This window comes from Hamadaea sp. (assembly GCF_013362815.1).
In the GTDB taxonomy this organism is placed as follows: Bacteria; Actinomycetota; Actinomycetes; order Mycobacteriales; family Micromonosporaceae; genus Hamadaea.
The window spans coordinates 32,222-57,542 of the sequence record NZ_JABFVK010000059.1 but is presented as its reverse complement, the minus strand read 5'-3'; the positions used below and the strand labels follow the sequence as shown (position 1 = coordinate 57,542).

Here is a 25,321-nt window from a genome sequence, read left to right as displayed (position 1 = left end):
GGTGGCTGCCCGTGGCCGGCCGTCACAGGTGGGAAACAATTCCGACTTACGCTGGCCCGATGATCACCCCGCTGATCGTCGCTGCAGCTCAGCCTGCCTGCTCGGCGTACGACGTCGCCGCGAACGCGCTGTCGCACGCAGACCTCGTCCGGGCGGCGAACGCCCGGGTCGTCGTGTTCCCCGAGATGTCGCTGACGGGCTACGAGTTCGACGCCGCACCGGTCGAGCTCGACGATCCCCGGCTCGCCCCGATCGTCGCCGCCTGCGCGGAGACGGGCAGCATCGCGCTCGTCGGCGCTCCGGTCGCCGGAGCAGCCGGCGTCGATGGAGCAGCCGGAGCAGCTGGGGTCGCCGGTAAGCACATCGGCGTGCTGGCGATCGACGGCGACGGCGTACGCGTGGCGTACCGCAAGATGTTCCTGGGCGGGGCCGAACCCGAGCACTTCGTGCCGGGCGACGCTCCGGCGCTGCTCGACATCGACGGCTGGCGGCTGGGCCTCGCCGTCTGCAAGGACACCGGCGTCGCCGAGCATGCCGCCGCGACCTGCGCATTGGGTGTCGACGCGTACGTCGCCGGAGCGTTGGACGGATCGCACGAGATCGCCGTGCAGGACGAGCGCGCCCGGCGTACGGCCACGACGTATGGCGTCTGGGTGGTGACGGCCAGCTTCGCCGGCTCGACCGGCGGCGGGTACGACGACGCGGCCGGTCGTTCCCGCATCTGGGATCCGGTCGGAAACGTCGTCGCCGAGGCGGGGCCGCAAGTCGGGGCGTACGCCCGCGCCGGTCTGGTTCCGTCGGCTTGATGTTTTGGCTCGCCGGCCGGCCACGAAAAGATCATGTTCCCTTCGCCGGCAATCGAGGCGCGAAAAGAGAGATCATGTGCCCGCCATCAGCGAAAACGGGCCGGATTTCGCTGGCCACGGGCACATGATCACCAAAACGGCCGCGTTTCTGCTGATCCAGGGCACTTGATCTTCCGCCCATTGCTCGCGCGCGATCGGTTGGCGACCGGAGAAACGCTCGGGACAGTGCCGTCGTTCTATACGTACGAGTGGCGTACGAAAGCAGGTGACGCTGATGACCGAGCACCCCTTCGATGTCGGCTGCGGTGAACCCGCTGTGGACTGTGGACGGGATGGGCCGGACTACCGCTGCCAGGTGATCCCGGCGCCGACCGAGTGGCTGGTATTCCTCGACGCGATCAAGGCGCGCCGCGCCGAGGATGCGACAGAGGCTGTTGGCAAACCGGCGGCGGCCATGATCAGCGGAAGATTCGCGGTGCCATGACCCCACATTTTCTCCGTTGATCTCCGCCAAGAACGTCGGAAGCGGGCGCGATCAAGGCGCGCCGCGCCGACGAAGACGCGGGAACTGTCGGCCGCCCCGCCTAGGCTCGGCGGCATGTCGAAGTTGCTGTATTCCGTGACGATGTCACTGGACGCGTTCATTGCCGGACCGGGCGGCGACATGTCCTGGCTGACCGAGTTCATCGAACCCAATCCGGCAGCGGACGCTCTGGTGAACGAGATCGGCGCGATCCTCGTCGGGCGCCGGTCGTTCGGCGGTGACGATCCGCACCGCGGCACCGAGGCCGAGGGTAAGCCGTTCGGCGGTGGCTGGGAAGGCCCGCAGTTGGTGCTCACTCACAATCCGCCCGCCGACTCCGTTCCGGGAATCACGTTCGTCAACGACTTCGAGGAAGCGGTCGAAGCAGCGAGGGCGGCGGCGGGGGACAAGATGGTGAACATCATCGGCGCCGACGTGGCCCGCCAGTGCATCGAGGCGGGGTGGCTCGACGAGGTCGCCGTCTTCATCGCGCCCGTGCTGCTCGGCGATGGCGTACGCCTCTTCGCGCATCCGGGCGGCGCGACCGTCAAACTGCGGCGGATCGACGAGAACTCCGCCCCGCTGGCGAACTACCTGCGGTTCAGCGTGCTGCGCTGACCCGGGCTTCGAGCAGCGCCACCAGTTCCGGCCGGTCGGCGTCGTCCGGCGTACGCAGTTTGACGTGCCGGTGGACCTTCCCCGAGCCCTCCAGGAGCCCGGCGGGGTCGGGGAGGTTCGCACCACCGGCGATGCCCAACGTGACATGCGACGTATGCGGAGTGACCACAAAGGACAGTCCTTTGTAGCCGGTACCGCTGCCGAAGCCGATGTCGCCGCCGTCCACGGTCACCACGGCGTCGGGGTAGACCCGGCTGATCTGCGCGATGATCCGGTGCGCCACCGCGGCGACGTCCGGAGTATGTCGAGCCAATAGGTCGTCAGCGTCGGTCATGGCGTTCATTGTCCCCGCCGTCCCGCCCGCCCGGGTAGGCTCCGGCGATTATGACGGGGCAGATTCCGGACGAGGTCCGCTACCACCGCCGCCGGTACGCCATCGCGGCGATCGACGGAGCCGGCCTGTTCGATCCGGCCGACCACGGGCTGGAGCCGTCGCCGCTGAGCACCGGCTGCTGGCGTGGCTACTGCTGCCGGTACGTCGTCAAAAGCGGCCGGTTGGTGCTCAACCGAGTCGAGATCTCCGTCCACGACACGCAGCTGTACGGCCGCTCCCGTACACCGCAGGCGCGCCCGTGGAACCGGGGAGCGGCCGTCTACGACGTGCCCGACGTCGTGATGCCGTTCACCGGGCGGCTTCTCATCGGGGCGGAGGTCGCCGACATCGCGTACCTGAACATGGGGTTCTGGCCGGCGTGGGGATTCCTCGACGTCGTGGAGCTCATCATCGCGGACGGAGAGGTGACGGCCACCCACGATCGGTCGGTCGATCTGGCGGCTGTACGCGACCGCATCGCCGCGACGGGCACTCGGCCGGAGGCGGGCGAAGCGTCGGCGGACTGGATCAAACGCACCTTCTCCCTCGCGTACGCCTATAGCTGGCCGGACTCCTGACCCGAGCGGACCCGGCGAACGGGCAAAGCCCCCCGAAGGAGCAGCGCCGCCAGCAGCCGTTGTTCGGGATCGGCCAACTCCAGCCCGGCGATCTCCGCCGCCCGGCGTACGCGATGCCGCACGGTGTTGGGATGGACGTGCAGCCGGGTGGCGACCACGGCGACGTCGCCGAATGCATCCAGATAGGACGACAGCGTGGTGGCGAGTTCGCCGTGGTGGGCCGCGTCGTGCGCCAGCAACGCGTCGAGCCCCGGATGGCGCAGCCCGGCCGTGGCGTCGAGCGCCTCCTGCAGGAGGACTGCTGCGCGTACCTGGGCCATCGTGCCGACCGGTCGGTCGGGGGAGCGTAGGAGCACTTGAAGCACCTGGTCGGCTTCGGCTCGGGCATGATCCAGTGCGGCCGTGTCCGCGGTGACGATCGCCGCTCGCACCGGGAAGCCCGACTCCCGGCGTACCGCTTCGGTCGTCTCGGCGGCCCACGTCTGGGCCTGCGCACCGGCGGGGTCGACGTCGAGGCCGGGCAGCATCGCGTACACCCGCGGTCCGACCTGAGCCGTGACCGCACTGCGCCGGAACGCCGCCGCGTGGACGGCGATGATCTCGGCCGCGCGCGCCCGGCGCTACGCGGCACCCGCCGGCTCGCCGTCACCGGGCTGATCCCGGATGTCGCACGCCACGAGCAGCGCCGGACCGGCCGGCAGGCCGAGGTCGGCGGCGACGAGCGCGCCGGGAACCCGGCCGGTGAGCCCGTCGGCGAGCAGGCGCGATCGGGAACCGCGGCTCGTCGCGCCGTGCGCCTGCGCGACGACGTCCTGCGCCGCGAGCCGGGCCGCGCCGATCAGCACCTCGGCCGCGGCGTCGGCGAGGGACCGTCCGCCCTCCTGGACCCAGATCGAGCCCAACTGCCGGCCGCCCGCGTGCAGCCCGATCGCCAGTCGCCGCCGGATGCCGAGTTCCGGATGGTCGGGCACGGTGACGACGTGATCGGGGTTGCGCAGTTCGTCGTAGACGCCCCACTCGCGCAGCAACGCCAGATAGCGCTCAGGCCCCCGGCGGCCGAGAATCGAGCGCAGACGCAGGTCGTCGACCTCGCCCGCGACCGCCGAGTACGCCAAGACGCGACTGCCGACGTCTTCGATGCTCACACTGCCCCCGGTCAGCGTGGCGATCGTCTGCGCGAGCGCGAACAGGTCGCCCGTCTCGTTGGGCAGCGGAACGGGCTCGGCGGTGGCCAGCCCGGAGCGCAGCAACGTCTGCACCTGGTCCCAGCGCGCGTCGGCGTCGACGGTCAGCAGCGCGACTCCGGCGTCTCGGGCCGCCTCCTTCAAGGTGACGCCGCCTTTGACCACGACGGCGGCGGCGCCACGGGCTCCGGCCTGCACGAGCAGCGGACGGGCGTCGGCGCCGCGCGCTCCGACGACGAGCACGACGTCCCCGGGCCGCAGCGCCGGATCGTCATACGGATCGGCCACCACCACGTCGCGTACGCCGACCGCGAGGCCCTTCGGGGCGATCACGACATCGACGAGATGCCCACCCAACGCGGTGATCATCTCCCGGAGCGTTGTCCGTTGCTCCAACCCATCGGCGCGTACGTTGTCCATCAGCACAAACAGTAGCGCCTGTCAGCCGCCTAGCGTGATCAGCGTGATGCGTACCCTCCTGCTGGCGGCCGCCCGTTCCGGCCGTACGCGCCGGGTCGTCGAGCGCCTGCGCCCGACCCGCGCGATGGTCAACCGGTTCGTCCCCGGCACCGCGACCTCCGACGCCCTCGCCGTCACCGGCGAGCTGATCCGCAGCGGCCGGGCCGTCACGCTCGACTACCTCGGCGAGGACACGCTCGACCGGTCGCAGGCCGACGCCACCGTCGAGGCGTACCTGGCGTTGCTGGGCGGGCTGTCGTACGGGGCGCTGGCCGAGGTCTCCGTCAAGCTGTCGGCGGTCGGTCAGGCGCTGCCGGGTGACGGCGAGGAGATCGCCCTGGCCAATGCCCGCCGCATTTGCGCCGCCGCGGCCGACGTCGGCACGACGGTGACCCTGGACATGGAGTCGCATACCACCACCGACTCGACCCTGCGCATCCTGCACAAGCTGCGTACGGAGTTCCCGTGGGTCGGTGCAGTCGTGCAGGCGGCGTTGCATCGCACCGAGGCCGACTGCCGCGAGCTCGCCGCTGCCGGGTCCCGCGTACGGCTGTGCAAGGGGGCTTACAAGGAGCCCGCGACGGTGGCGTACCAGAAGAAGGACGAGATCGACGCGGCCTACCTGCGCTGCCTCGACATCCTCATGGCCGGTTCCGGCTACCCGATGGTCGCCTCGCACGACCCCGCGATCATTGCGGCCGCGCAGCGCATGGCCGGCCAGTACAGGCGCTCGGCCGACACGTGGGAACACCAGATGCTCTACGGCATCCGCGTTCCGGAGCAGGAGCGCCTCGCGGCCGCCGGCTACACGATGCGCGTCTACGTGCCGTACGGCGGCGAGTACTACGGCTACTTCATGCGGCGGCTCGCCGAGCGTCCCGCGAACCTCACGTTCTTCCTCCGGGCGCTCGTCTCGCGGTCGTGAACTGCGGCCCACGAGCGACGGATCTTGTCGCGGTAGATTCTGAACGATGAGCACCATCTTCATCACGGGGTCCACCGACGGTCTCGGTCGCGCACTCGCGTTCCGGCTCGCGGCCGACGGCCACGAGCTCATCCTGCACGGCCGCGACGCCGACCGGCTCGCCCAGGTCACGGACGAGGTCGCGCGGCGCGGGAAGCCGGCCCGGTCCGTCGTGGCCGATCTCGCCGATCTTCAACAGGTACGCCGTCTCGCTGCCCAGGTCCGCGAAGTGGCCGACGGGCTGGACGTGTTCGTCAGCAACGCGGGCATCGGCAGCGGGGAGCCCGACGGCGTGGACCGGCGCGTCAGCGCCGACGGCTACGAGCTGCGGTTCGCCGTGAACTACCTGGCCGGGTTCGCCCTGACGATCGAGCTGCTTCCGCTGCTGCTCGCCGGTCCGCCCGCCCGGATCGTCAACGTCGCGTCGCTCGGGCAGCACCCGCTCGACTTCGACGATCTGATGCTGGAGCACCACTACGACGGCTCGCGGGCGTACGCCCAGAGCAAGCTCGCCCAGATCATGTCCGGATTCGAGCTGGCCGACCGGCTGCCCGCCCGGGAACTGACGGTCAACAGCCTGCACCCGGGCACCTACATGCCGACCAAGATGGTCCTGCAGTCGATCGGGCGGTCGGTCGACAGTCTGGAAGTCGGTGTCGAGTCGGTCCGTCGGCTCGCGATCAGCGGCGACCTCCAGGGAGTCACCGGGCGGTTCTACGACCGGATGCGCGAGGAACGCGCCGCTGATCAGGCGTACGACCGGAAAGCCCGCGCGGAGCTGTGGCGCCGCAGCCTGGAGCTGACCGGCCTGAGCGACCCCTTCTGATCTTGTGGGCTTTGTGGGCCCGGGCGTAGCGTGGGGGTGATCGCCTTCGTGAGGAGGTCCGAGATGCGACGGACCACTTTGCTTGGCGGGCTACTGATCGGCTTGGCGGCCATGATCATCGGCACGCCCGCCCACGCCGCAACCGAGACGGCGACGGTCAAGACCGGCAGCAATCTGCGCGCCGAGCCCAACACCACCTCGCGAATCCTCGCCGGGCTGCCGGCGGGAACCAAGATCGAGGTCGTGTGCTGGGCCTACGGCGAGCCGACCTACGGCACCGACGCCTACGGCTCGATGTGGCTCTACACCAGCCTGGACGGCTGGATACATTCGTTCCTGGTGACGCCGGTCGATGTCGGACCGTGCGCGAGCTCGGGGAATCACGTTGGCCGAGCGCCGGCCACAGGCCCGTTCGTGAACTGCGATCAGGCCATTCTGGCCGGCGCTGCCCCGCTGTTTCGGGGCGAGCCCGGCTATGCGCCGCACCTCGATCGCGACAACGATGGCATCGCCTGCGAATGGGACGAATGATCGGCTAGCCTCGCCGGCGTGAGCCTGGAGCACGTCTATTGGATCGGCGGGGGCAGCGGCGGCGGGAAGTCGACGGTGGCCCGCCGCCTCGCCGCCGATCACGGCCTGCGGTTGTACGCGACCGATGACGTGATGGCCGACCACGCGAGCCGGACCACCGCCGCGGAGAGCCCGTATCTCGCGCAGTTCCAGGCGATGGACCTGGACCAGCGCTGGCTGACGCGCTCGCCGGAGACGATGCTCGCCACCTTCCACTGGTATCGCGGCGAGGCGTTCGGCCTGATCGAGGACGATTTGCGCGCCGAAGCGGGCAAGGTGGTGGCCGAAGGCTTCCGGCTGCTGCCGCACCTCGTCCGGCCGCTGCTGCCCGATGTACGCCGGGCGGTCTGGCTGCTGCCGACCCCGGGGTTCCGGCGAAGCGCGCTGGAGCAGCGCGGATCGCTGTGGAGCATCGCGAGCCGCACCAGTGATCCGCCGAGGGCCCTGGAGAATCTGCTCGCCCGGGACGCCATGTTCACCGAGCGGGTCCGGGCCGAGGCGACCGGCCTCGGGCTGCGCGTGATCGAGGTGGACGGCACGGCGACGCAGAACGAGCTGGTGGCGGAGGTCGCGAGCTGGTTCGGTTTCGCCGGTGGAGATCGGGCCGACGTAGATTGGGCGGTGTGATCCGGCCCGGCCCCCTGGTGCAGAGCGTCCTCGTCTTCCTCCTCGTCGCCCCGTTGATCGTCTTCTGGGCCTGGATGCTCGACGACATGCTGCAGAACCCGCTGCTGACCCGCAACGCGCGTACGGCATGGCTCGCGGCGTTCCTCGCGCTGAACGTCTTCGGGGCAGCCGGGTATTACATGATCCTCTACCGTGGACCGCGCAACTATGGTGGACCACGCAACGGACGGGGCCTTCGATGACGCGGGACGAGTTCGTCGAGCGGCTGACCGCTCAGCTGCGCGCCGACGGCCGCGTACGGGCGGCCTGGCTCGGTGGCAGCCTCGGGCGGGGCACCGCCGACCAGTTCAGCGACGTCGACGTGGTGATCGCGACGGACGACCCGAAGGCGTACGCGGCAGACTGGGACGCCGTCGCCGACCGGATCGCCCCGATCGTGCACCGCCAGCGGATGGGCGACGGCACGAGCACGGTGGTCACCCATGTCACCGGCGACTGGCTGCGCTTCGACGTCACCATCACCCCGCCCGACCGCGTACGCGGAAAGCTGGTACCGCTGTTCGGTGAGCTGGAAGTGCCGGGCGACGAGCCGGTGGCAGTCGATCCGGGCCGCATCGAGCACCTGATCCGGGAGTTCCTCCGGGTGCTGGGCCTGTTGCCGGTCGTCCTCGGCCGGAGCGAGTACGCCGTCGGCGCTTCCGGCGCGGGCCTGCTGCGGACGCTGATCCTGCAACTGATGCTGGAAGACGCCGTCCGCACCGGAGCCGAGCGAGGCGGCGCGCTGCGATTGAAAGGCGTTCTGCCGGACGACCGGCTTTCGGCGTACGCCGCACTGCCGGCCATCGAGGCGACCCGCACCTCCGTGGTGTCGGCGCATCTGGCCTGCTCACGGCTGTTCTTCGCGATCGCCCGGGAGCTGGCCGAGCAGGTCGGTGCGGAGTGGCCCGAGGCGATGGAGAAGGCGTTGCGCAGTCACCTGCGCCGGGAGCTAGGCATCGAGATCGGAACCTGACGGTACGCTGACCGCGTGCCCCCGCCCCCGTTGCTGCTCGCCGTCGACGGCAACAGCCTGCTGCATCGGGCGTACCACGCGGCTCCGATCGGCCGGCTCGTCGACGGGGCGGACCGCCCGGTCTGGGCGTTGCACGGGCTCGTGTTGTCGATCGCCCGGGCGGCGGCGAAGATCCGGCCCGACGCGGTGGTCGTCGGCTTCGACTGCCCGACCGAGTCCGCCCGGCGAGTGGAGTACCCCGGTTACAAGGCCCATCGCCCGGACAAGGCGGCCGACCTGACCGAGCAGCTGGCGACCGCGCCGGAGCTTCTGCGGGCGGCCGGCCTCTGCGTGGTCACACCGACCGCGTACGAGGCGGACGACGTGCTCGCCAGCTCGGCCGAGCAGGCTCGCCAGGCCGGTTGGCGGTCCATTCTCGTGACGAGCGACCGCGACGCGTTCGCCTTGCTCGACGAGACGACGTCGGTGCTGCGCATCCGCAACGGTGGATTCGACGAGGCGGTCGTCGTGACGCCGGAATCCCTGATCGAGGTGTACGGCGTCACCCCCGGCCAATACCGGGACTACGCGGCGCTTCGCGGCGACCCCTCCGACAACCTGCACGGCGTACGCGGCTTCGGCTCGGCGACCGCCGCGCGCCTGCTCGCCGCGTTCGGCAGCGTCGACGCAGCCTGGTCGGCCTGGGACGACGGCGGCGCGGAAGCCGTCCGCAGTGCCGTCGGCGACCGGGCCGCCACCCACTTCGGTACGCCCGAAGCCCGCGAGATCGTCGACCGGAATCGCCGGATCATGGCGATGCGGCACGACCTCACGATCCCGGCGCTCGACGGCGTGCGCCTGCCGCTGGATCTGGCCGTGATGCGGCGGGCGCTGTCCGGCCACGGGATCTCGCTCGGCCCGTCACTCTGGGCGCTGACCGGCCGGGCCGACCCGAACGGAGCTGCGCAGACGGCGTACGTGCCGAATCAGTGGCGGCGGCGCAACCGGCGCGACCCGATCCCAGGTCAGCTGGCGCTCTTCTGAACCGCCGCCTTCTTCGCTCGCGGCTGCCTCGGCGCGGCACGCTTCTTCGGGGCCAATCCCAACGCCTCCAGATCGGCCGGCGTGAGTACGCGTTTCCCGGACGGCGTGGCCAGATGCGGTGGCAGCGCGGCGGGTTCCTTCTTCGGCTTGGCCGCCTTCGTCGCTTTCACCGCCTTGGCCGGCCGGGCCGCCGCCTTGACGCGCTCGGCCTCACCAGCTGCAGTGACCAGCTTGCGGACCTTCGGCTCGGTCGCGAGATTCGTCTTGGCGGCCACCTGAGCGGCCGGCATCCCGGCCACCAGGAGATCGGCCAGCGCCCGGCCCCGTTCGCGCCGGATCGCCTCGACCATGCCCTCGAAGAGCACCTGCTGCTGGGTCAGCTCGACATAGCGCTGCATCGGGTCGGGCTCGCTCAACGCGTACGCGCAGAGGTTGCGCACCATGCCGTCGACCTCGGCGGCGGTGGCGGCATAACCTTCGGTGGTCGGGTCATTCATCAGGTGAAATATTAGCCCCGTACGGCCTGCAGGGTGTAGGTCAGCGGCACCCGTTCGCGGTGCTCGGCCAGCCGCCACTCACCGTGCTCGTCTTCCACCATGCCCTGGAGCAGCGCCTTCCACGGAACGCAGTCATGCTCCTCCAGCATGGTCAGCCGCATCCCCTCGGCGAGCAGCGCCGAAACGATCTCGCCGAGCCCGTGGTTCCAGCTGTGGCTGACGTTGTGCTCGAACTGCGTCTCGGTCTCCACATAGGTTCCCGGTTCGTCGAAGACCAGCGGCTCCGGCGTTTCGAAATACGGATAGCTCACCTTGAGGCCTTCAGTGGTGTCCTCGTGGAGCGCCCAGAGCATCGGGTGCCCCTCCCGGAGGAACAGTCGCCCGCCCGGTTTGAGCAGGCGGGCCACCACCGACGCCCAGCGGCGGATGTCGGGCAGCCAGCACAGTGCGCCGATCCCCGTGAAGACCAGGTCGAACTCGCCTTCGGGCAGGACGTCGGCCGCGACGTACACGTCGGACTCCACGAAGTCGACCTCGACCCCGGCGGACTTCGCCAGCGCGCGGGCCTCGACCAGCGCGGCGGGGGAGAAGTCGAGACCGGTCATCCGGGCGCCGAGCCGGGCCAGCGAGACGGTGTCGGTGCCGATGTGACACTGCAGGTGTACGCCGCGCAGGCCGGCGATGTCGCCGAGCCGGGGCCGGTCGAACCGGACGACCTCGGACAAGTACCCCGGATCCGCGGCGAAGTCGGCGACGTTGTAGCCGGGGGACTTCGCATGGGCCGGTGCCCGTTCGTCCCAGTTGGCCCGATTGATCGCGATGCTGTCGGAGCTGCCTACGGTGCTGGTCACGTCCGGAAAGATCGCACGGCGGCCGCAGCGGCACAACCGATTTGCCGGGCGTCCCTTTCGGCGGAACCGCGCGTCGGATCGGCGGCTTCGTCCTAGGCTCAGGGGCGACACCGCTCAGGGCTCCGACTGAGCTCAGCGATCGAGGAGGATCCGATGAGCACGCGCTTGAACCCGTATCTGAACTTCCCCGGCAACGCCCGCGAAGCGATGGAGTTCTACCAGGAGGTCCTCGGCGGCGACCTGAAGCTGAACACGTTCGGCGAGTTCGGCTCCGACGACGCCGCGACCAAGGACCAGATCATGCACGCCCTGCTGGACACCCCGGCCGGCTTCACCCTGATGGCGTCGGACCTGCCGCCCGGCATGGCGCACCAGCCCGGCCAGAACATCTCGATCAGCCTCAGCGGCGAAGACGCCGACGCGCTGCGCGGCTACTGGGACAAGCTCGCCGCCAAGGGCAACGTCACGATGCCGCTCGAGAAGCAGATGTGGGGCGACGAGTTCGGCATGGTCGTCGACCAGTTCGGCGTCCCCTGGATGGTCGACATCGTCCACCCCCAGTAGCGCCGGGATTCTTGCGTGATGGCTCTACCGTGAGTCCACATCTCTCACGGGGAGCATCCATGGACATCGCTCACAGACCCCGCCCACTCGCCGTCACCGTCGCCGTCACGTTGATGGTCGCTGTCGCGATCGGCTGGTTCGCCGACGCGATCGGCCTCGTGGCCGGGGCGGGGGCGTACCACGACCAGGTCGCCGAGGCGGCTCGCGACTCGGGCGTCGAAGGCTTCGGCGGAACGCTCGGTGGATTTGCCCGCGGCATGTCGATGATCGCCATCGTCATGACGATCATCGCCGCGATCGGCATGATCGTCGTCGCGCTGCTGAGCGGCCGCGGCAGCTTCGGTGCCCGCGTCGCGGCTTGGGTGGTCATCGGCCTGACCGTCTTCTGCGACCTGACCGGGCTCGCCTCCGCCCTTTCCGGCTTCAGCGGCAACGCCTATGTCAACGCGTACAGCACCGACACCAGTGGCACGCCGCACAACTTCGGCCAACGGCTGCCCGAGGGCTATCCAGACTGGTACCAGCCGCTCAGTGGCGGCATCGCGGCCTTCGCCGTGCTCGCGCTCGGTGCCGCGGCGATCCTGCTCGCGCTGCCCTCGGCCAACGCCTATTTCCGGCGGCAGCCGGTGGTTCCGGCCGTTCCCAACTGGTACGCACAAGGCCCGAACCCACAGTGGACAGCCGACCAGGCGGCGGCGCTGAGCGTACTGGCCGGACGGCGTCAGCGCGGCGAGATCTCCGAGGAGCAATACCTCGCTGAGTACCGCCGCATCCTGCGCGGCTAAGGCTGTCCTTTTTGGAGGGTGGCGCGGGCGGTCGAGCGCAGCTCGCGGATGAACGTGCGGACGGCCAGGGACTGCGCCATCGCCGGGGTCGTCACGTAGCCGACCTCCCGCCGGGGCCGGCTGTCACCGAGATCCTCGATCGCCAGCCCGGGCGGCGCGCCGAGCAGGCTTAGCTGCGGCGCCACCGCCATGCCCATGCCCTGCGCGACCATCGACAGCACCACGCTGTCGTCTTGCGCGGTGATCGTCGCGCGCGGCAGCCACTCCTGGGCCGACCACCAGTGGCGCGTGTAGGAGCCGCAGTTCTCGTCCCAGTCGATCAGCGGCAGGCCGCGCGGTTCGCGATGACCCAAGGGGTACGCGAGGGCGTACTGCTCCTCGAAGAGCCGTCCGGACAGCAGCCCGGCGGGGATCGGCTGGTTCCCGCCGAGGGTGGCGATGCCGATGTCGGCCCGGCCGTCGGCCACCTCTCCGGCGGTGCCTCGGCCGACCTCCCGGACGATCGCCACCTCGGGGCGTACGCCGGGCAGCCGGGCGGTCAACCGGGCGAGCGCGGCGGGCAGCAGATGCGCGGCCGCGCTACGGAAGGCGGCGATCCGGAGCGGTCCTTCGACGGTGCCGGCCGCGGCTCCCCGGGCCTCCGCGCCCAGCGTCTCGAGCAGTCGCAGGATGCGGCGCGCGTGCGCGACCGCGCGTACGCCGGCCGCCGTGGGGCGAGCGCCGTGCCGACCGCGCTCGAACAGCACGACGCCGATCTTGCGCTCACAGGCCCGGACGGCGTGGGACACGGCCGACTGGGTGAGCCCGAGCTCGACGGCGGCGGCGGTGAACCCTCCGGCGGCCTCGACCGCGACGAGGATGCGCAGCTCATTGGGGGCGAGGTCGGCGGCCGAATCAACGGCTGGATCAACGGGCACGCTGACGAAGATACATGAGCGGCGTTCATGGAAGGCGGTCCAGCCATGCGGCGTACGCCCTGCCCGGAGCGCCCGCCGCTGCCTAGCGTCGAGCGCATGACGACATCGCTCACCGTGCACCAGGTACGCCGCCCGCAGGGCATGCCCACCGCCGCCGACTTCGCCCTGGTGGAGGAGACGCTGCCCCGACTGGCCGAAGGGCAGGCGCTCGTCGAGAACGCGTACCTGTCGGTCGATCCCTACATGCGGGAGGCGATGGCGGACAACGAGCTCCACGCCGCCCTGGAGGGCCGGGCGGTCGGCCGGGTGGTCGCTTCGCGTACGCCGTCGCTGGCGGTCGGCGACGTCGTGTTCCACCGGCACGGGCTGCGGTCGCACGCGCTTGTGCGATACGACGAGGTGCGCGTTCTCGCTGTGCCGGACCGGGTGCCCCTTTCGGCGTATCTGGGCATCATGGGTGGCACTGGCCTGAGCGCCTATGTGGGGCTGAAGCGGACCGCGGACCTGAGGGCGGGCGAGACGCTGTTCGTCTCCGCGGCGGCCGGGGGAGTGGGGACCGCGGCCGGGCGGCTCGCGCGGCTGCTCGGCGCGCGGCGAGTGATCGGCAGCACGGGCTCGGCGGTGAAGGCCCGCCACTTGACCGAGCACCTGGGCTTCGACGCGGCCTTCGACTATCACGACGGCGTCCTGGCCGGGCTGCGCGCCGCCGCCCCGGACGGCATCGACGTCTATCTCGACAACGTGGGCGGCGAGCATCTGGAGGCGGCGATCGAGGTGCTCCGCGAGCGCGGGCGCATCGCCTGGTGCGGTGCGATCGCCCAGTACAACGACCCGCAGAACCCGCCGCCCGCCCCGCGCAACCTGTACGCCGTCGTCGGCAAGCAGCTGCGGCTGGAAGGTTTCCTCGTGCGGCAGAACCTCGACCTACGCGACGAGCTGGAGGCGCTCGTGGTGCCGGAGATTCAGGCGGGACGCCTTGTGTCCGACGAGACGATCTTCGCGGGAGTGGAGCGCACCGTCGAGGCGTTCCTGGCGGTTCTGCGCGGCGAGAACGTGGGAAAGATGCTGGTCCGCGCATAGTCGTTGGCGGCGTGTTGGCGGCGTTGTTGGCGGCGTTGTTGGCGGCGTTGTTGGCGGCTACACGATCGTGTAGTACGCTATACATGTGTGTAGCGAACGAGCGCCCGACGACCTGACCGCCCGCGCCCGCATCCGGGACGCCGCGATCCGGCTGTTCGCCGACCGGGGCATCGCGGGCGCGTCCGTGCGGGACATCGCCCAGGCGGCCGGGGTCTCGTCCGGGCTGCTCCGGCACCATTTCGGGTCCAAGGAAGCGCTGCGGGACTACTGCGACGTTTACGCGAAGGACCGCACGGACCAGTTCCGCGAGGAGGTCTTCGCCGGCGGCAAGATGACCGACCCGGGCTTCCTCGTCAGCCACAGCCCGGAAATGCGCCTGTTGCAGCGCTACCTCGTTCAGTCCATCAAGGATGGTTCGCCGGCCGCCTCGGCGATGTTCGACAAGATGGTCGACCTCGGCGAGGAGTGGACGATCAAGACCGGAGTGGCGACCCGGGACCCAAGGGCGTATGGCGCGGCGATCTGCGCCATGCAGCTCGGTTTGTTCCTCTTCGCCGACCAGTTGTCCCGGGTGCTCGACGTCGACCTCGGCAGCACCGAGGGGTACGTCCGGCTGAACCACGCCCTCATCGACGTCGCCGCCACCACGATGCTCTCGCCCGAGCAGGCCGGATACCTGCACGAGGCGATGGATCGAGTACTCGACACCTCTCCTAAGGAGTGACGATCCCCATGTCCGACGCTCTCACGCACGCGATCCACGTCGAAGGCCTGGTGAAGTCGTTCGGGCGTACGCGGGCTCTGGACGGCCTCGATCTGGCCGTCCGCACCGGCGAGGTCCACGGCTTCCTCGGCCCCAACGGCGCGGGGAAGACGACGACCATCCGAGTTCTGCTGGGACTCCTCCGATCCGACGGGGGCACCGCGCAGCTGCTCGGTGGTGACCCGTGGGCGCAGGCCACCGAGTTGCACAAGCGGCTCGCGTACGTCCCCGGCGACGTCACGCTGTGGCCCAACCTGTCCGGCGGGGAGGTCATCGACCTGCTCGGCGACCTGCGCGGCGGGCTGAACAAGCAGCGGCGCGACGAACTGCTCACCGCGTTCGACCTCGATCCCCGCAAGAAGGCCCGCACCTACTCCAAGGGCAACCGGCAGAAGGTCGCCCTGGTCGCCGCGCTCGCGTCCGATGTGGAACTGCTGATTCTCGACGAGCCGACCTCCGGGCTCGACCCCCTCATGGAGGAGGTCTTCCGGGAGGTCGTGCGGGCCGAGGTCCAGCGCGGCGGGCGTACCGTCCTGCTGTCGAGCCATATCCTGTCCGAGGTGGAGGCGCTCTGCGACCGGCTCACCATCATCCGTGACGGTCGCGCCGTCGAGACCGGTACGCTCGCCGAACTGCGGCATCTGACGCGTACCACGATTCGGGCCGAACTGGCCGGGCCGGTCGACGGACTCGCCGGGCTGGCGGGCGTACACGATCTGCGGTCGCAGGACGGGCAGGTGAGCTTCGCCGTCGACAACACCTCGCTGGAGCAGGCGCTGCGGCTGCTCGCTGAGGCAGGCGTACGCGGGCTGGTCAGCCAGCCGCCCACGTTGGAGGAGCTCTTCCTCCGCCACTACAACCGGCCGGCCGCCGCAGCGGGGGTGACCCGATGAAGGGCACGCTTCGGCTGACCCGGCTAGCGTTGCGGCGCGATCGCGTGCAGCTGCCGATCTGGCTGGTCGCCGCCATGATGCTCCTGTACGCCGGAGCCGCCGCCGTGAAGGACGAGTTCCCGACCGAGGCGGACGCGGCGACCGCGCTCAAGGGCGCTGTCACGAGCCCGGCCGTGCTGCTGATGCGGGGCATCCCGGTCGGCGTCACCCAGGGCGCGCTGGTCAACTTCCGGAACTACGCCTCGTTGCTGGTCCTGGTCGCGCTGATGAGCACGTTCCTGGTCGTCCGGCATACCCGGCAGAACGAGGAGACCGGCCGATCGGAGCTGATCGGTTCGGCCGCAGTCGGCCGCCATGCCAGCCTCGGCGCGGCTCTGACGCACGCCGTCATCGCCAACGTCCTCATGGGACTGCTCTCGACGCTCGCCCTGCTGGGCGCGGGTCTCCCGGCGGCCGGCTCGCTCGCCTGGGGAGCTGCGTCCCTGCTCACCGGCCTGTCGTTCGCCGGAATCGCTGCGGTGGGCGCGCAGGTCTTCAGTACAGCCCGCGCCGCCAACGGGTTCGCCGCCGCCGCCATCGGAGTCGCGTACTTCGTGCGGGGGGTCGGTGACGCGCTCGGCGAGGTCGGGCCGGACGGCATCAAGGTCACGAGCAACTGGCTCGCCTGGGTGTCCCCGCTCGGCTGGGGAGAGCAGGTACGCCCCTACGGCGACGAACGCTGGTGGGTTCTGGTCATTCCGCTGCTGTTCTTCGTCGCCTGCGCCGCCGGTGCGTACGCCCTGGTGAACCGCCGCGACCTCGGCGCCGGCCTGGTGCCCGCCCGGCTCGGCCCGCCGGCGGCCGCGCGGTCGCTGCTCAGCCCGACCGGCCTGGCCTGGCGGCTGCATCGGGGCACCGTGATCGGCTGGCTGATCGGCGGAGTCCTCTTCGGATACGGCATCGGCACCCTCGGCACGACGGTGAACGACGCGTTCGAGGAGAACAAGGGCGTGGCCGACCTGATGGGTCAACTCGCCGGGGGAGCCTCGGGCGGACTCGTGCAGGTGTTCTACGCCGCCATGATGGCGATCTTCGGTGTGCTCGCGGCCGGATTCGCGGTCCAAGTACTACTGCGCCTACGCAGCGAGGAGACGGCCGGCACCGCCGAAGCCGTGCTCGCCACCGCGACCGGGCGCATTCGCTGGGTCGCCTCCCACCTGACCATCGCGGTCGGCGGTGCGGCGCTCCTGCTGGCCGCGTCGGGTCTCGCGATGGGTCTCGGCGACGCCTCGACCGGTGGGCAGACCAGCATCGGCACTCTCGTCGGGGCCGCCCTGGTCCAACTGCCGGCCGCGTTGGCGGTGGCGGGATTCGTGGTGCTCGCCTTCGGGTGGCTGCCCCGGATCAGCGTGGCGCTCGCGTGGGCCGGGCTGGTGGTGAGCATCGTCTTCGGTATGCTCGGCGACCTCTTCGGCCTGCCCCAAGCCGCTCGCGACATCTCGCCGTTCAGCCACGTTCCCGCTGTTCCCGTCGCTGACGCTGCCGCTTTGCCGCTCGTCGCTTTGGGTGCTGTCGCGGTTGGACTGGCTTTCGGGGGGTTGGCGCTGTTCCGGCGGCGGGATCTCACGTCCTGACCCCCGTGTCTTCGCTCGCTCGCGTTTCGTCCGCCGCTCCGCCCGTCTGGGGCGTGGCCGGACCATGATCGTCGGCAGCCGACAATCTTGGAGATTTCCTCCTCCTTGATCGTCGGCTGCCGACATTCTTGGGCCGTTTAGTGCATTGATCGTCGGGAGCCGACGATCTTGGCGTACTGCAAGGCCCGTCCGACACGGACGGCGGCATGCGTTGCCGCATTAGGAACGATCTCGGCCTAAAGGCCCCGTAGCGTCGGGGTCATGACTGAAATCGTGCCTTTCCGGATCGACATTCCGCAGGCGGACCTGGACGACCTGACCGCCCGGCTCGCGGCGACTCGGTGGCCGGACGAGATCCCCGGCGCTGGGACGGCGTACGGGATGCCGACGGCGGTTGTGCGACGGCTGGTGGAGCGGTGGCGCGACGGTTACGACTGGCGCGCGGCCGAGGCCGGGCTCAACGAGATTCCACAATTCAGCACCACCATCGACGGGCAGCACGTCCACTTCCTCCACGTACGCTCACCCGAACCGGATGCGACGCCGTTGCTGCTGCTGCACGGCTGGCCCGGGTCCGTTGTGGAGTTCCTCGACGTGCTCGGCCCGTTGACCGACCCGCGGTCGCACGGCGGTGATCCGGCGCAGGCGTTCCACGTGATCGCTCCGTCGTTGCCAGGCTATGGATTCTCGGGAGCGCCGACCGAGCCGGGGTGGGACAGCGCCCGGATGGCCCGGGCGTTCGCCACGCTCATGGCCAGACTCGGCTACGAACACTGGGGAGCGGCAGGCGGCGACGCGGGCGCACTCGTCGGTCGCGAACTCGGCATCCTCGGCCCAGAGGGGTTGATCGGCGTACACCTGCTGCAGATCTTCGCCTTCCCGTCCGGGGATCCGGCCGAGTTCGCCAAGCTCTCCGAGGCGGACAAGGCGAGCCTGTCCGGGACCACCGCCGACTTCCAGAGCAAGGCGGGTTACCAGAAGATCCAGCAGACCCGGCCGCTGACCTTGGCGTACGGGCTGACCGACTCGCCGGCCGGGCAGCTGGCCTGGAACGCCGAACTCTGGACGGGCTGGGGCGACTTCGCGGACTATCTCGACGTCGACAACTATCTGACCCACGTCAGCATCTATTGGTTCACGCGTACCGGCGGTTCGAGCGCCCGGCACTACTACGAGGACGCCCAGAGCGGCGCGGGTTACCGCGAGGAGCCCAACGAGGTGCCAACCGCGGTCGCGGTGTTCCCGCAGGACTTCCGCACGATTCAGACGTTCGCCGGGCGGTCGAACAACATCGTGCGCTACACCGAGTTCGAGCGGGGTGGGCATTTCGCGTACACGACCGATCCGGACCTGGTCGTCGCGGACCTGCGAGCCTTCTTCGGCAGCCTGTAGTTGCATACCGTACGTTCGTACTGTTAGATGGTACGCGTGACCGACTTCGCTGAGCTGCCCACGACCACGCTGGCCGATCTGCTCGACCGAGCGCAGGTCATGGATATCGGCATCCGGCCGTTGTGGTCGCCGACGCCGCGGGTGGCCGGCCCGGCGTACACGGTCCGGTGCCGGCCGGGCGACAACCTGATGCTGCACGCGGCGATTCACCTCGCCGGGCCGGGCTCGGTGATCGTCGTGGAGTCCGGCGACCTCGAGTATGCGCTGGCGGGCGGGAACGTCTGCGCGGTCGCACAACGGCGGGGGATCGCAGGATTCGTCCTCGACGGTCTGATCCGCGACCTGGCCGAGGTACGCGACGCTGCCTTCCCGGTCTTCGCGCGGGGCGTCATCCCGATCCCCGGAGCGAAGGCCGGACCTGAGCCGCTGAACACTCCGGCGACCTGCGGCGGTGTGACCGTCCACCCAGGTGACATCGTCGTCGCCGACGAGGAAGGCGTGGTCGTCGTGCCGGCCGCGCAGCAGGCCGAGATCGCGGTACGGGCGAAGGCGAAGCTCGCCAAAGAGGCGGCCGAGACATTGGACGACTGGGAGTCGGCGCACCGCGCGAAGATCGCCGGCATCCTGCGTACTGCCGATCACGAGGCGGCCGCCGCGCTGTCTCGCTAGCTGCTACACCCCTGGGCCCGTCGCGCCGCACTGTCTCGCTTGCACCCGCTGTACGCGCTCGGCCCGGCGCGTTATCCGGGATAACGTCCCCTCGAACACTGTGCGAGACCGCGTTATCCCGGGATATCGCCCGACGCGGCGCCCGGGTCAGCGCGCGGCGCCCGGGTCAGCGCGGCGCCGGAGGGCCCCGTGTGACCGGCACCCTAGGGAGCAAGAGAAACAAGTGTGATACTGCGCGACAGACGTGCTCCGGGGTCGGTGAAAGTCCGAACCGGCGGTGAAAGTCCGCGACCCGACCGCAGCCAGCGGCCGGTTGACCCGGTGAAACTCCGGGACCGACGGTGAAAGTCCGGATGGGAGGCAGCACGCGACGAACGGGGTCAGCCGTGGGCTGACGCCGTCGTCTCGCGTCCCCCGGGGTCCATAGTGGAAGGGGACCCTGCGATGAGTGTTCTGCACGACCTGTTCGACGCCCAGCTGTCCGTCTTCGGCCAGCACATCCTGTGGCGCGAGGTCGTCGGCAACGCGTTCGGCTTCGCCTCGGCCATCGGCGGTCTGCGCCGCCGGGTCTGGGCGTGGCCGGTCGGGATCGCCGGCAATCTGCTGTTGTTCACCGTGTTCTTCGGCGTCGCCTTCGACAATCCGCAGGCGATGACCCTGTTCGGCCAGGCGGGCCGGCAGATCTTCTTCATCATCACGAGCGTCTACGGCTGGTGGCGCTGGTACGGAGTGTCGAGGGGCCGGGGTACCAGCGGCCCGGCGATCACGCCGCGCTGGGCGACCGCGCGGGAACGGCTGGCGTTGGTCGCCTTCTGGGTGATCGCGGTGGCCGTCGTCCAGCAGGTGTTCGCCGGATTCGGGGCGGGCTGGCCGGCCCCGCGGTGGTACTTCTGGTGCGACGCCTGGATCTTCGTCGGCTCCATGGTCGCCACGTACGCCATGGCCCGGGGCTGGAACGACTTCTGGCTCGCTTGGCTGGCCGTCGACGCGGTCGGCGTACCACTGCTGATCAAATCGCACTTCTATCCGTCGGCGGTGCTGTACGTGGTCTACGGCGGGCTCGTGGCCTACGGGTTCTCGGTCTGGCTGCGTACGTCGCGGGCGGCGGTCGCCGCTCCCGCCAGTTCGACAGCAGTCACCGTCTAAAGATCTTGGCTGCCTGACACAACCTTCGGCGGCGAGCCCGGGTCGTGTCAGGTAGCCGGGCGCGCCGACCGAGGTCGTGCCCGGATCGCCGAGGGAGCACGCCGATGCCGAGTGAGGACGGGTTCCGCGAATTCGTGGAGGCTCGCTATGTCGAGCTGCTGCGGATCGCGTACCTGCTCACCGGTTCGACGCACGAGGCCGAGGATCTGGTGCAGAGCGCGCTGGTCCGCACCATGCGGGCGTGGTCGCGGGTGGACGAGCCCATGCCTTACGTCCGCCGGGTCATGGTGAACCAGCACATCAGCGTCTGGCGGCGCGTCCGGCGGCGGGAACTGGTGACGGACTCGCCGCCGGACGTCGGGTTCACCGACGCCGCTGAGGCGATCGCGCAACGGCACGCGGTTCGCGACGCGCTGCGCTCGCTGCCGCCGCGTACCCGGGCAGTGGTCGTCCTGCGCTATCTCGGTGACATGTCCGAGGCTGAGGTGGCCGCTGCGCTGGGCTGTTCCCTAGGCAACGTCAAGAGTCACGCCAGCCGGGGACTGGCTCGGCTCCGGGCCGTCCTCGACCCGGTCGATCTGGAAAGGATGCCGCTGTGAGCGTCGACGAGAAGGTCGGCCGCGCTCTGCGCGATCTGGCCGACGAGGTGCGCCCGGAACACGATCCGTACGGCCGGATCCGCGCGCGGCACCGCCGGTCGCGCCGACGCCGGACCGCTGCGGTCGCGACCACGGTCGCGGGCGCGCTGGCGGTAGCCGTCGTAGTCATGCCGGAGCACGGTTCGCCGCCGCCTGCAACGGGCTTCGACGCCCAGCGCGTCTGGGAGCAGCGGCTCGCGAACACTCCGGTCCGCGGCCGACTCGCGGCCTCGGACCCCGCCTACCTCGCCGACGTGGCCAAGCTGATCGGGGAGCATCGGCAAGGGGGGGTCTATCTCACCCGCTATGCGGTACGCGAGACGCACATCCTGTATTTGGATGACGTCGGTCCGTGGCGGATCGCGATCGTGGCGTTCGCCTTGACCGACCCGGGGGCGTCGGCGTGGACCCAGGCGTCGGCGGTGTTCAAGGCGCCGAAGGGAGCGAGCGCGGCGGAGCTGACCAGGATCGAGGCGCTGAGCAGTTACAGCGACGGACTCGGCCCGTTCACGCACGTCGAGTTCCCGGACGCGTACGGAGCTGGGACGGCGGCCGTGGTGGCGCTCGCCCCGGCCGGGTGCACCCTGGAGTCGGCCGCCTGGCCGGAGGTGAACCACTGGCAGGCCGAGCCGACCGGGTCCTACCTCGTACGCGACGCGACGACAGCGCGAGCCGAATGGTGGCGCGTCGACTGCGGTGGCCGGGTCCGGGAGAAGACGCCCGCCCCCTACGACACCGGCATCCTCGCCATCACCGATCAGATCGCCGGCCAGGAGCTGCGGACAGCGCGCGGTACGCCGGACGCCCGGCTCGCCCGGGAGGCGCTCGAGGACGAGCGGGGACCGCTCGGCCCCGCGATGCTGAGCGGATTGCCCCGTCTCGTGTGGGGCGGCCGGATCACCTGGCCCGACGGTGAGGCGGCGGGGAAGGCGGGGATCACGACGGTCGTCGCCGCGCCCCGGGTCGCCGGTGGCTGGGCGGGCACCGTCTCGATCCGCTACGACGACCAAGGCGGGTCGGATTCCGGCAGCGGAACCGGGATCGGCCGGGGATTCGCCACGGAGACGAATCCTGCTGATCCACATGCGACAGTCGCCGTACGCCTGGACGACAGCGGCACCGGAGTTCTCGTTATCGCGCCGGGCAACGCGGTCGGCGTACGCGCCGTCGCCGGTGGCGTCACCGTCGGCGAGGCGGCGGTCGCCGACGACGCGGCAGTGCTGACCGTCGCCGATCCGATGACCGCCGAGTTCCAAGCGCTCGACCAGAACGGGCAGATCGTCGGGCGTACGCGCATCTCCCAGCCGAAGGCGACGGAGCCGATCGACGGCTGGTCGACCCTCTGAGCTGATTCGGAGCCGGTCCGAGGCTAGCCCTGCGTGGGCGGCGGGCTCTGTCCGCCGCCCTTGCCGTTGCTGATCTGGATCGCCACGGTGCTGTTCTTGCTCGTCGAGCCGCTCGGCGACGTTCCGGCGACGGTGCCCTTCGGGCAGGTCGAATTCACCTCGCCGGACTCGACCGTCACGCTGAAGCCCTTGTTCCGCAGGATGCTCGTCGCCTCGTTCACGGACTTGCAGGTGACGCTCGGGATGGAGGTCTTCGTCCCGTGCACGATCTTCGTGCCGTCCGGCTTGGGGAACTGCTGGGAGGGCTTTCCTGTCATGCCGTCGCGCAGCGTGTCGGCGACGGCCGGGTTGACGACGTCTCGGTGCGCGTCCTTCCCGCCGAGGTTGCCGTCGCTGACGTCGTTGAGGGTCCAGTCAGGGTCGGCGACGATGCCCGCCACCGACAGCTGCCGCGTCGTGGCCACCATCGCCGCGGTGCGGTCGTTGTCGGTGGTGCCGGTCTTGCCCGCCACCGGCTTGTCCACGATGCCGTGGACGTAGGGGGCCGTGCCGCCGTTGGCGCATCCGCCGAGCTGGGACCGGTCGCCGAGCGGGCAGCGGGCCATGTCGATCGCGGCCCGGGCGACGTCGGTGTCGATCGCCTTCCGGCAGCGCGGCTTCGCCGCGTCCAGCTCGACCCCGTTGGCGTCGGTGATCGACTCCACCGGGATCGGCTCGCAGTACGTGCCGTCGGCCGCCAAAGTGGCGAAGGCGTTGGCCATCTCCATCGGCGTGTTCTGCGTGACGCCGAGGGTGAAGGTGCCCCAGGCGTCCGGATGCGCCGCGAAGTATGCGTCGGTGCCCTGGACCTTCGGGTCGCCCCGGAAGGTCAGGCCCATCTGGCGGGCCGCCTCGACCGCCTTGCCCGGTCCCACCCGGGCGATGAGCTGCGCGAAGTACGTGTTGACCGACCGGCCGAACGCCTGCCACATGGTGTGTACGCCGGTCATCGACTGCGACGCGTTCTTCGGGCACCACTTGTCGCCACAGGACGCCGGGCCCGGCGCGGTGACGAACGGCGACACCCACTGGTACGGGGAGTTGATCGTGTAATCCAGCGGATAGCCGTTCTCCAGCGCCGCGACGGCGGTGAAGATCTTGAAGGTCGAGCCGAACTGATAGCCGTACTGGTCGCCGCTCATCAGCGGGTTCACGGTGTTCGGGTACGTGCCCCGGATGTTCTTGGCCGCCTTGGCGGGGTCGGTCGACAGGCCGTTCTTCGGATTGGCCGCGTCGTCGATCTTGAAGTTGCGGTTCACCGCCATCGACCGGACCTTGCCGGTGCCCGGCTCGACCGCGACCACCATCAGCGCGTGTTTCTTACCGGTCTTGAGGTACTTCTCGACGTTCGCCTTCGCGGCGTTCTGCGTCGGCACGTCCAGCGAGGAGACGATCTTGTAGCCGCCGGTCTTCAGCGCCCGTTCGCGCTCGTAGGAGTTCGCGCCGAACGCCGGTTCGTTCATCCACCAGCGCTGCAGGAAGTCGCAGAAGAACCCGGCGCTCGCGATCGCCGTCGCCGTGCAGCCGTTGGGAGCCGGCTTGCCGCTGATCTTCAGCTCCTTGGCCTTGGCCGCGGTCGCCTGGTCGGCCGTGATCGCCCCGATGTCTCGCATCTGGTCGATGACCCAGTCGCGGCGGCCCTTGCCGTCCGCGGCCGCCTGCTCGTTGACGCCGCCGTCGTCCTGGATCGGGTTGTAGCTGCTCGGCGACTTCACGAGGCCGGCCAGGAACGCCGCCTCCTCGATGGTCAGATCCTTGGGCTCCTTGCCGAAGTAGACCTGCGAGGCCGCGTAGATGCCGAACGCGTGGTTGCCGAAGTACGCGATGTTGAGGTAGCCCTCCAGGATCTGGTCCTTGGTCAGCTTCTTCTCGATCGCCAGGGAATACCGCACCTCACGCAGCTTGCGCGCCGGAGTGTCGACCGAGGCGTCCAGGACGTCGTTGGGGTTGTCGGCGGCATACGTGATCGACAAGCGCACGTATTGCATCGTCAGTGTGGACGCGCCCTGCTGCGTCTCCCCGGAGTTCTTGTTCGCCACGAACGCGCGCGCGATGCCCTGGACGTCGACCCCGTTGTGCTCGTAGAACTTGTGGTCTTCGGCGGCGATCATCGCTTGCTGCATCACCTTGGGGATCTGGTCCATGGTGATGTCTTGCCGGTTCTCGTCATAGATCGAGGCCAGCAGCGTCTTGCCGTCGTTCGCGTAGATCTTGCTCATCTGCGGCGAGCGTTTCACCGTCAGTTCGGTGGGCAGATCGGCGAAGGCCTGGGTGCCCGACTTGGCCGCCAGTCCCGACATCGCGATCGCCGGGAACGCCGCCGCCGCCACTACTACACCCGCGAGGACACCGCAGATCAGCAGCGACGCCACGTTCACGAGAGGGTTGCGATCGCCTTTACGCATGAGGGCACCACCGGGGTCGAAACGGGCGGGTGATCTGAGCACCTTGACGCAAGATCACCCGAAGCCGTTGCCCGGCCCCGGCCGGGCATGTCGTGGATCACATCATCCAGTAACTTGAATGCAAAGGGCTGCGACGAACGGACGATCCGATATCCGCAGC

29 protein-coding genes and 1 riboswitch are annotated in these 25,321 nt (G+C 69.9%); of the genes, 22 read left to right on the top strand and 7 right to left on the bottom strand.

Features of this window, described 5'->3' with window-relative positions:
• Window positions 1-59 precede the first annotated feature (59 nt).
• The 3 genes from HOV77_RS25600 to HOV77_RS25590 all read left to right on the top strand — a co-directional run bounded on the left by HOV77_RS25600 (window position 60) and on the right by HOV77_RS25590 (window position 1,947).
• Window positions 60-806: a carbon-nitrogen hydrolase family protein gene (locus HOV77_RS25600; protein WP_290865919.1), complete on the top strand. Its 747-nt coding sequence runs from the start codon at window positions 60-62 to the stop codon at window positions 804-806.
• 274 nt (window positions 807-1,080) lie between these two features.
• Window positions 1,081-1,290 (top strand): hypothetical protein, encoded by a 210-nt coding sequence (locus tag HOV77_RS25595; RefSeq protein ID WP_290865917.1) that lies wholly within the window; start codon window positions 1,081-1,083, stop codon window positions 1,288-1,290.
• Window positions 1,291-1,404: 114 nt separating this feature from the next.
• A complete protein-coding gene (locus HOV77_RS25590; RefSeq protein ID WP_290865916.1) occupies window positions 1,405-1,947 on the top strand; it encodes a dihydrofolate reductase family protein in 543 nt (180 codons plus the stop codon).
• Here HOV77_RS25590 and HOV77_RS25585 read toward each other — a convergent pair.
• A complete protein-coding gene (locus HOV77_RS25585; protein ID WP_290865914.1) occupies window positions 1,931-2,281 on the bottom strand; it encodes a DUF1801 domain-containing protein in 351 nt (116 codons plus the stop codon). The genes HOV77_RS25590 and HOV77_RS25585 overlap by 17 nt on opposite strands.
• A 50-nt stretch (window positions 2,282-2,331) precedes the next feature.
• Here HOV77_RS25585 and HOV77_RS25580 point away from each other — a divergent pair, with 50 nt between their 5' ends.
• Window positions 2,332-2,898 carry a hypothetical protein gene (locus HOV77_RS25580; protein WP_290865912.1) on the top strand — a complete coding sequence of 189 codons (567 nt, stop codon included), beginning with the start codon at window positions 2,332-2,334 and terminating at the stop codon, window positions 2,896-2,898.
• Here the strand turns inward: HOV77_RS25580 and HOV77_RS25575 are convergent.
• Both HOV77_RS25575 and HOV77_RS25570 read right to left on the bottom strand, forming a co-directional pair.
• Complete coding sequence (locus HOV77_RS25575; protein ID WP_290865910.1) at window positions 2,877-3,425, bottom strand: helix-turn-helix domain-containing protein; 549 nt, start codon at window positions 3,423-3,425, stop codon at window positions 2,877-2,879. The two genes, HOV77_RS25580 and HOV77_RS25575, sit on opposite strands and share 22 nt — an antisense overlap.
• A 93-nt stretch (window positions 3,426-3,518) precedes the next feature.
• Window positions 3,519-4,502 (bottom strand): hypothetical protein, encoded by a 984-nt coding sequence (locus tag HOV77_RS25570; protein WP_290865908.1) that lies wholly within the window; start codon window positions 4,500-4,502, stop codon window positions 3,519-3,521.
• 43 nt (window positions 4,503-4,545) lie between these two features.
• Here HOV77_RS25570 and HOV77_RS25565 point away from each other — a divergent pair, with 43 nt between their 5' ends.
• The 7 genes from HOV77_RS25565 (at window position 4,546) to HOV77_RS25535 (ending at window position 9,563) form a co-directional block, all read left to right on the top strand.
• Entirely contained in the window at window positions 4,546-5,466 is a 921-nt protein-coding gene (locus HOV77_RS25565; RefSeq protein WP_290865906.1) for a proline dehydrogenase family protein, read from the top strand.
• A 46-nt stretch (window positions 5,467-5,512) separates the two neighbouring features.
• Entirely contained in the window at window positions 5,513-6,331 is an 819-nt protein-coding gene (locus tag HOV77_RS25560) for an SDR family NAD(P)-dependent oxidoreductase (protein WP_290865904.1), read from the top strand.
• A gap of 63 nt (window positions 6,332-6,394) precedes the next feature.
• Window positions 6,395-6,862, top strand: a complete 468-nt coding sequence (locus HOV77_RS25555; protein WP_290865903.1) for an excalibur calcium-binding domain-containing protein — start codon at window positions 6,395-6,397, stop codon at window positions 6,860-6,862.
• 18 nt (window positions 6,863-6,880) lie between these two features.
• Window positions 6,881-7,528 (top strand): hypothetical protein, encoded by a 648-nt coding sequence (locus HOV77_RS25550; protein ID WP_290865902.1) that lies wholly within the window; start codon window positions 6,881-6,883, stop codon window positions 7,526-7,528.
• On the top strand, window positions 7,525-7,770 hold the full coding sequence (locus HOV77_RS25545) for a hypothetical protein (RefSeq protein ID WP_290865901.1): 246 nt from the start codon (window positions 7,525-7,527) through the stop codon (window positions 7,768-7,770). Before HOV77_RS25550 ends, HOV77_RS25545 begins: the two co-directional genes overlap by 4 nt.
• Window positions 7,767-8,540, top strand: coding sequence for a nucleotidyltransferase domain-containing protein (locus HOV77_RS25540; RefSeq protein WP_290865900.1), 774 nt, complete (start codon window positions 7,767-7,769; stop codon window positions 8,538-8,540). The genes HOV77_RS25545 and HOV77_RS25540 overlap by 4 nt, the downstream gene beginning before the upstream one ends.
• A 15-nt stretch (window positions 8,541-8,555) precedes the next feature.
• Window positions 8,556-9,563, top strand: coding sequence for a 5'-3' exonuclease (locus HOV77_RS25535; protein ID WP_290865899.1), 1,008 nt, complete (start codon window positions 8,556-8,558; stop codon window positions 9,561-9,563).
• On the opposite strand, the gene HOV77_RS25530 is transcribed toward HOV77_RS25535, so the two are convergent.
• Both HOV77_RS25530 and HOV77_RS25525 read right to left on the bottom strand, forming a co-directional pair.
• Window positions 9,545-10,060, bottom strand: coding sequence for a hypothetical protein (locus HOV77_RS25530; protein ID WP_290865898.1), 516 nt, complete (start codon window positions 10,058-10,060; stop codon window positions 9,545-9,547). The genes HOV77_RS25535 and HOV77_RS25530 overlap by 19 nt on opposite strands.
• Window positions 10,061-10,071: 11 nt before the next feature.
• A complete protein-coding gene (locus HOV77_RS25525) occupies window positions 10,072-10,911 on the bottom strand; it encodes a class I SAM-dependent methyltransferase (protein ID WP_290865897.1) in 840 nt (279 codons plus the stop codon).
• A gap of 153 nt (window positions 10,912-11,064) precedes the next feature.
• Here HOV77_RS25525 and HOV77_RS25520 point away from each other — a divergent pair, with 153 nt between their 5' ends.
• Window positions 11,065-11,475, top strand: coding sequence for a VOC family protein (locus HOV77_RS25520; RefSeq protein WP_290865896.1), 411 nt, complete (start codon window positions 11,065-11,067; stop codon window positions 11,473-11,475).
• A gap of 59 nt (window positions 11,476-11,534) precedes the next feature.
• On the top strand, window positions 11,535-12,260 hold the full coding sequence (locus HOV77_RS25515) for an SHOCT domain-containing protein (RefSeq protein WP_290865895.1): 726 nt from the start codon (window positions 11,535-11,537) through the stop codon (window positions 12,258-12,260).
• On the opposite strand, the gene HOV77_RS25510 is transcribed toward HOV77_RS25515, so the two are convergent.
• A complete protein-coding gene (locus HOV77_RS25510; protein ID WP_290865894.1) occupies window positions 12,257-13,177 on the bottom strand; it encodes a LysR family transcriptional regulator in 921 nt (306 codons plus the stop codon). The genes HOV77_RS25515 and HOV77_RS25510 overlap by 4 nt on opposite strands.
• A gap of 96 nt (window positions 13,178-13,273) precedes the next feature.
• Here HOV77_RS25510 and HOV77_RS25505 point away from each other — a divergent pair, with 96 nt between their 5' ends.
• The 9 genes from HOV77_RS25505 to HOV77_RS25465 all read left to right on the top strand — a co-directional run bounded on the left by HOV77_RS25505 (window position 13,274) and on the right by HOV77_RS25465 (window position 22,717).
• Entirely contained in the window at window positions 13,274-14,257 is a 984-nt protein-coding gene (locus HOV77_RS25505) for an NADP-dependent oxidoreductase (RefSeq protein ID WP_290865892.1), read from the top strand.
• Window positions 14,258-14,342: 85 nt separating this feature from the next.
• Entirely contained in the window at window positions 14,343-14,981 is a 639-nt protein-coding gene (locus tag HOV77_RS25500) for a TetR family transcriptional regulator (RefSeq protein WP_290865890.1), read from the top strand.
• Between the two features lie 8 nt (window positions 14,982-14,989).
• On the top strand, window positions 14,990-15,913 hold the full coding sequence (locus tag HOV77_RS25495) for an ABC transporter ATP-binding protein (protein WP_290865888.1): 924 nt from the start codon (window positions 14,990-14,992) through the stop codon (window positions 15,911-15,913).
• On the top strand, window positions 15,910-17,526 hold the full coding sequence (locus tag HOV77_RS25490) for an anibiotic ABC transporter (RefSeq protein ID WP_290865886.1): 1,617 nt from the start codon (window positions 15,910-15,912) through the stop codon (window positions 17,524-17,526). Before HOV77_RS25495 ends, HOV77_RS25490 begins: the two co-directional genes overlap by 4 nt.
• Before the next feature lie 261 nt (window positions 17,527-17,787).
• Window positions 17,788-18,918, top strand: a complete 1,131-nt coding sequence (locus HOV77_RS25485) for an epoxide hydrolase family protein (protein ID WP_290865884.1) — start codon at window positions 17,788-17,790, stop codon at window positions 18,916-18,918.
• 36 nt (window positions 18,919-18,954) lie between these two features.
• Entirely contained in the window at window positions 18,955-19,587 is a 633-nt protein-coding gene (locus HOV77_RS25480) for an RraA family protein (RefSeq protein WP_290865882.1), read from the top strand.
• Between the two features lie 240 nt (window positions 19,588-19,827).
• Window positions 19,828-19,958, top strand: a riboswitch (FMN riboswitch).
• A 73-nt stretch (window positions 19,959-20,031) separates the two neighbouring features.
• Entirely contained in the window at window positions 20,032-20,733 is a 702-nt protein-coding gene (locus HOV77_RS25475) for a nicotinamide mononucleotide transporter family protein (RefSeq protein ID WP_290865880.1), read from the top strand.
• Window positions 20,734-20,837: 104 nt separating this feature from the next.
• Window positions 20,838-21,332: a SigE family RNA polymerase sigma factor gene (locus tag HOV77_RS25470; RefSeq protein WP_290865878.1), complete on the top strand. Its 495-nt coding sequence runs from the start codon at window positions 20,838-20,840 to the stop codon at window positions 21,330-21,332.
• Window positions 21,329-22,717, top strand: coding sequence for a hypothetical protein (locus HOV77_RS25465; RefSeq protein ID WP_290865876.1), 1,389 nt, complete (start codon window positions 21,329-21,331; stop codon window positions 22,715-22,717). The genes HOV77_RS25470 and HOV77_RS25465 overlap by 4 nt, the downstream gene beginning before the upstream one ends.
• 23 nt (window positions 22,718-22,740) lie before the next feature.
• Here HOV77_RS25465 and HOV77_RS25460 read toward each other — a convergent pair whose 3' ends face one another.
• Entirely contained in the window at window positions 22,741-25,161 is a 2,421-nt protein-coding gene (locus HOV77_RS25460) for a transglycosylase domain-containing protein (protein WP_290865874.1), read from the bottom strand.
• Window positions 25,162-25,321: the final 160 nt, after the last annotated feature.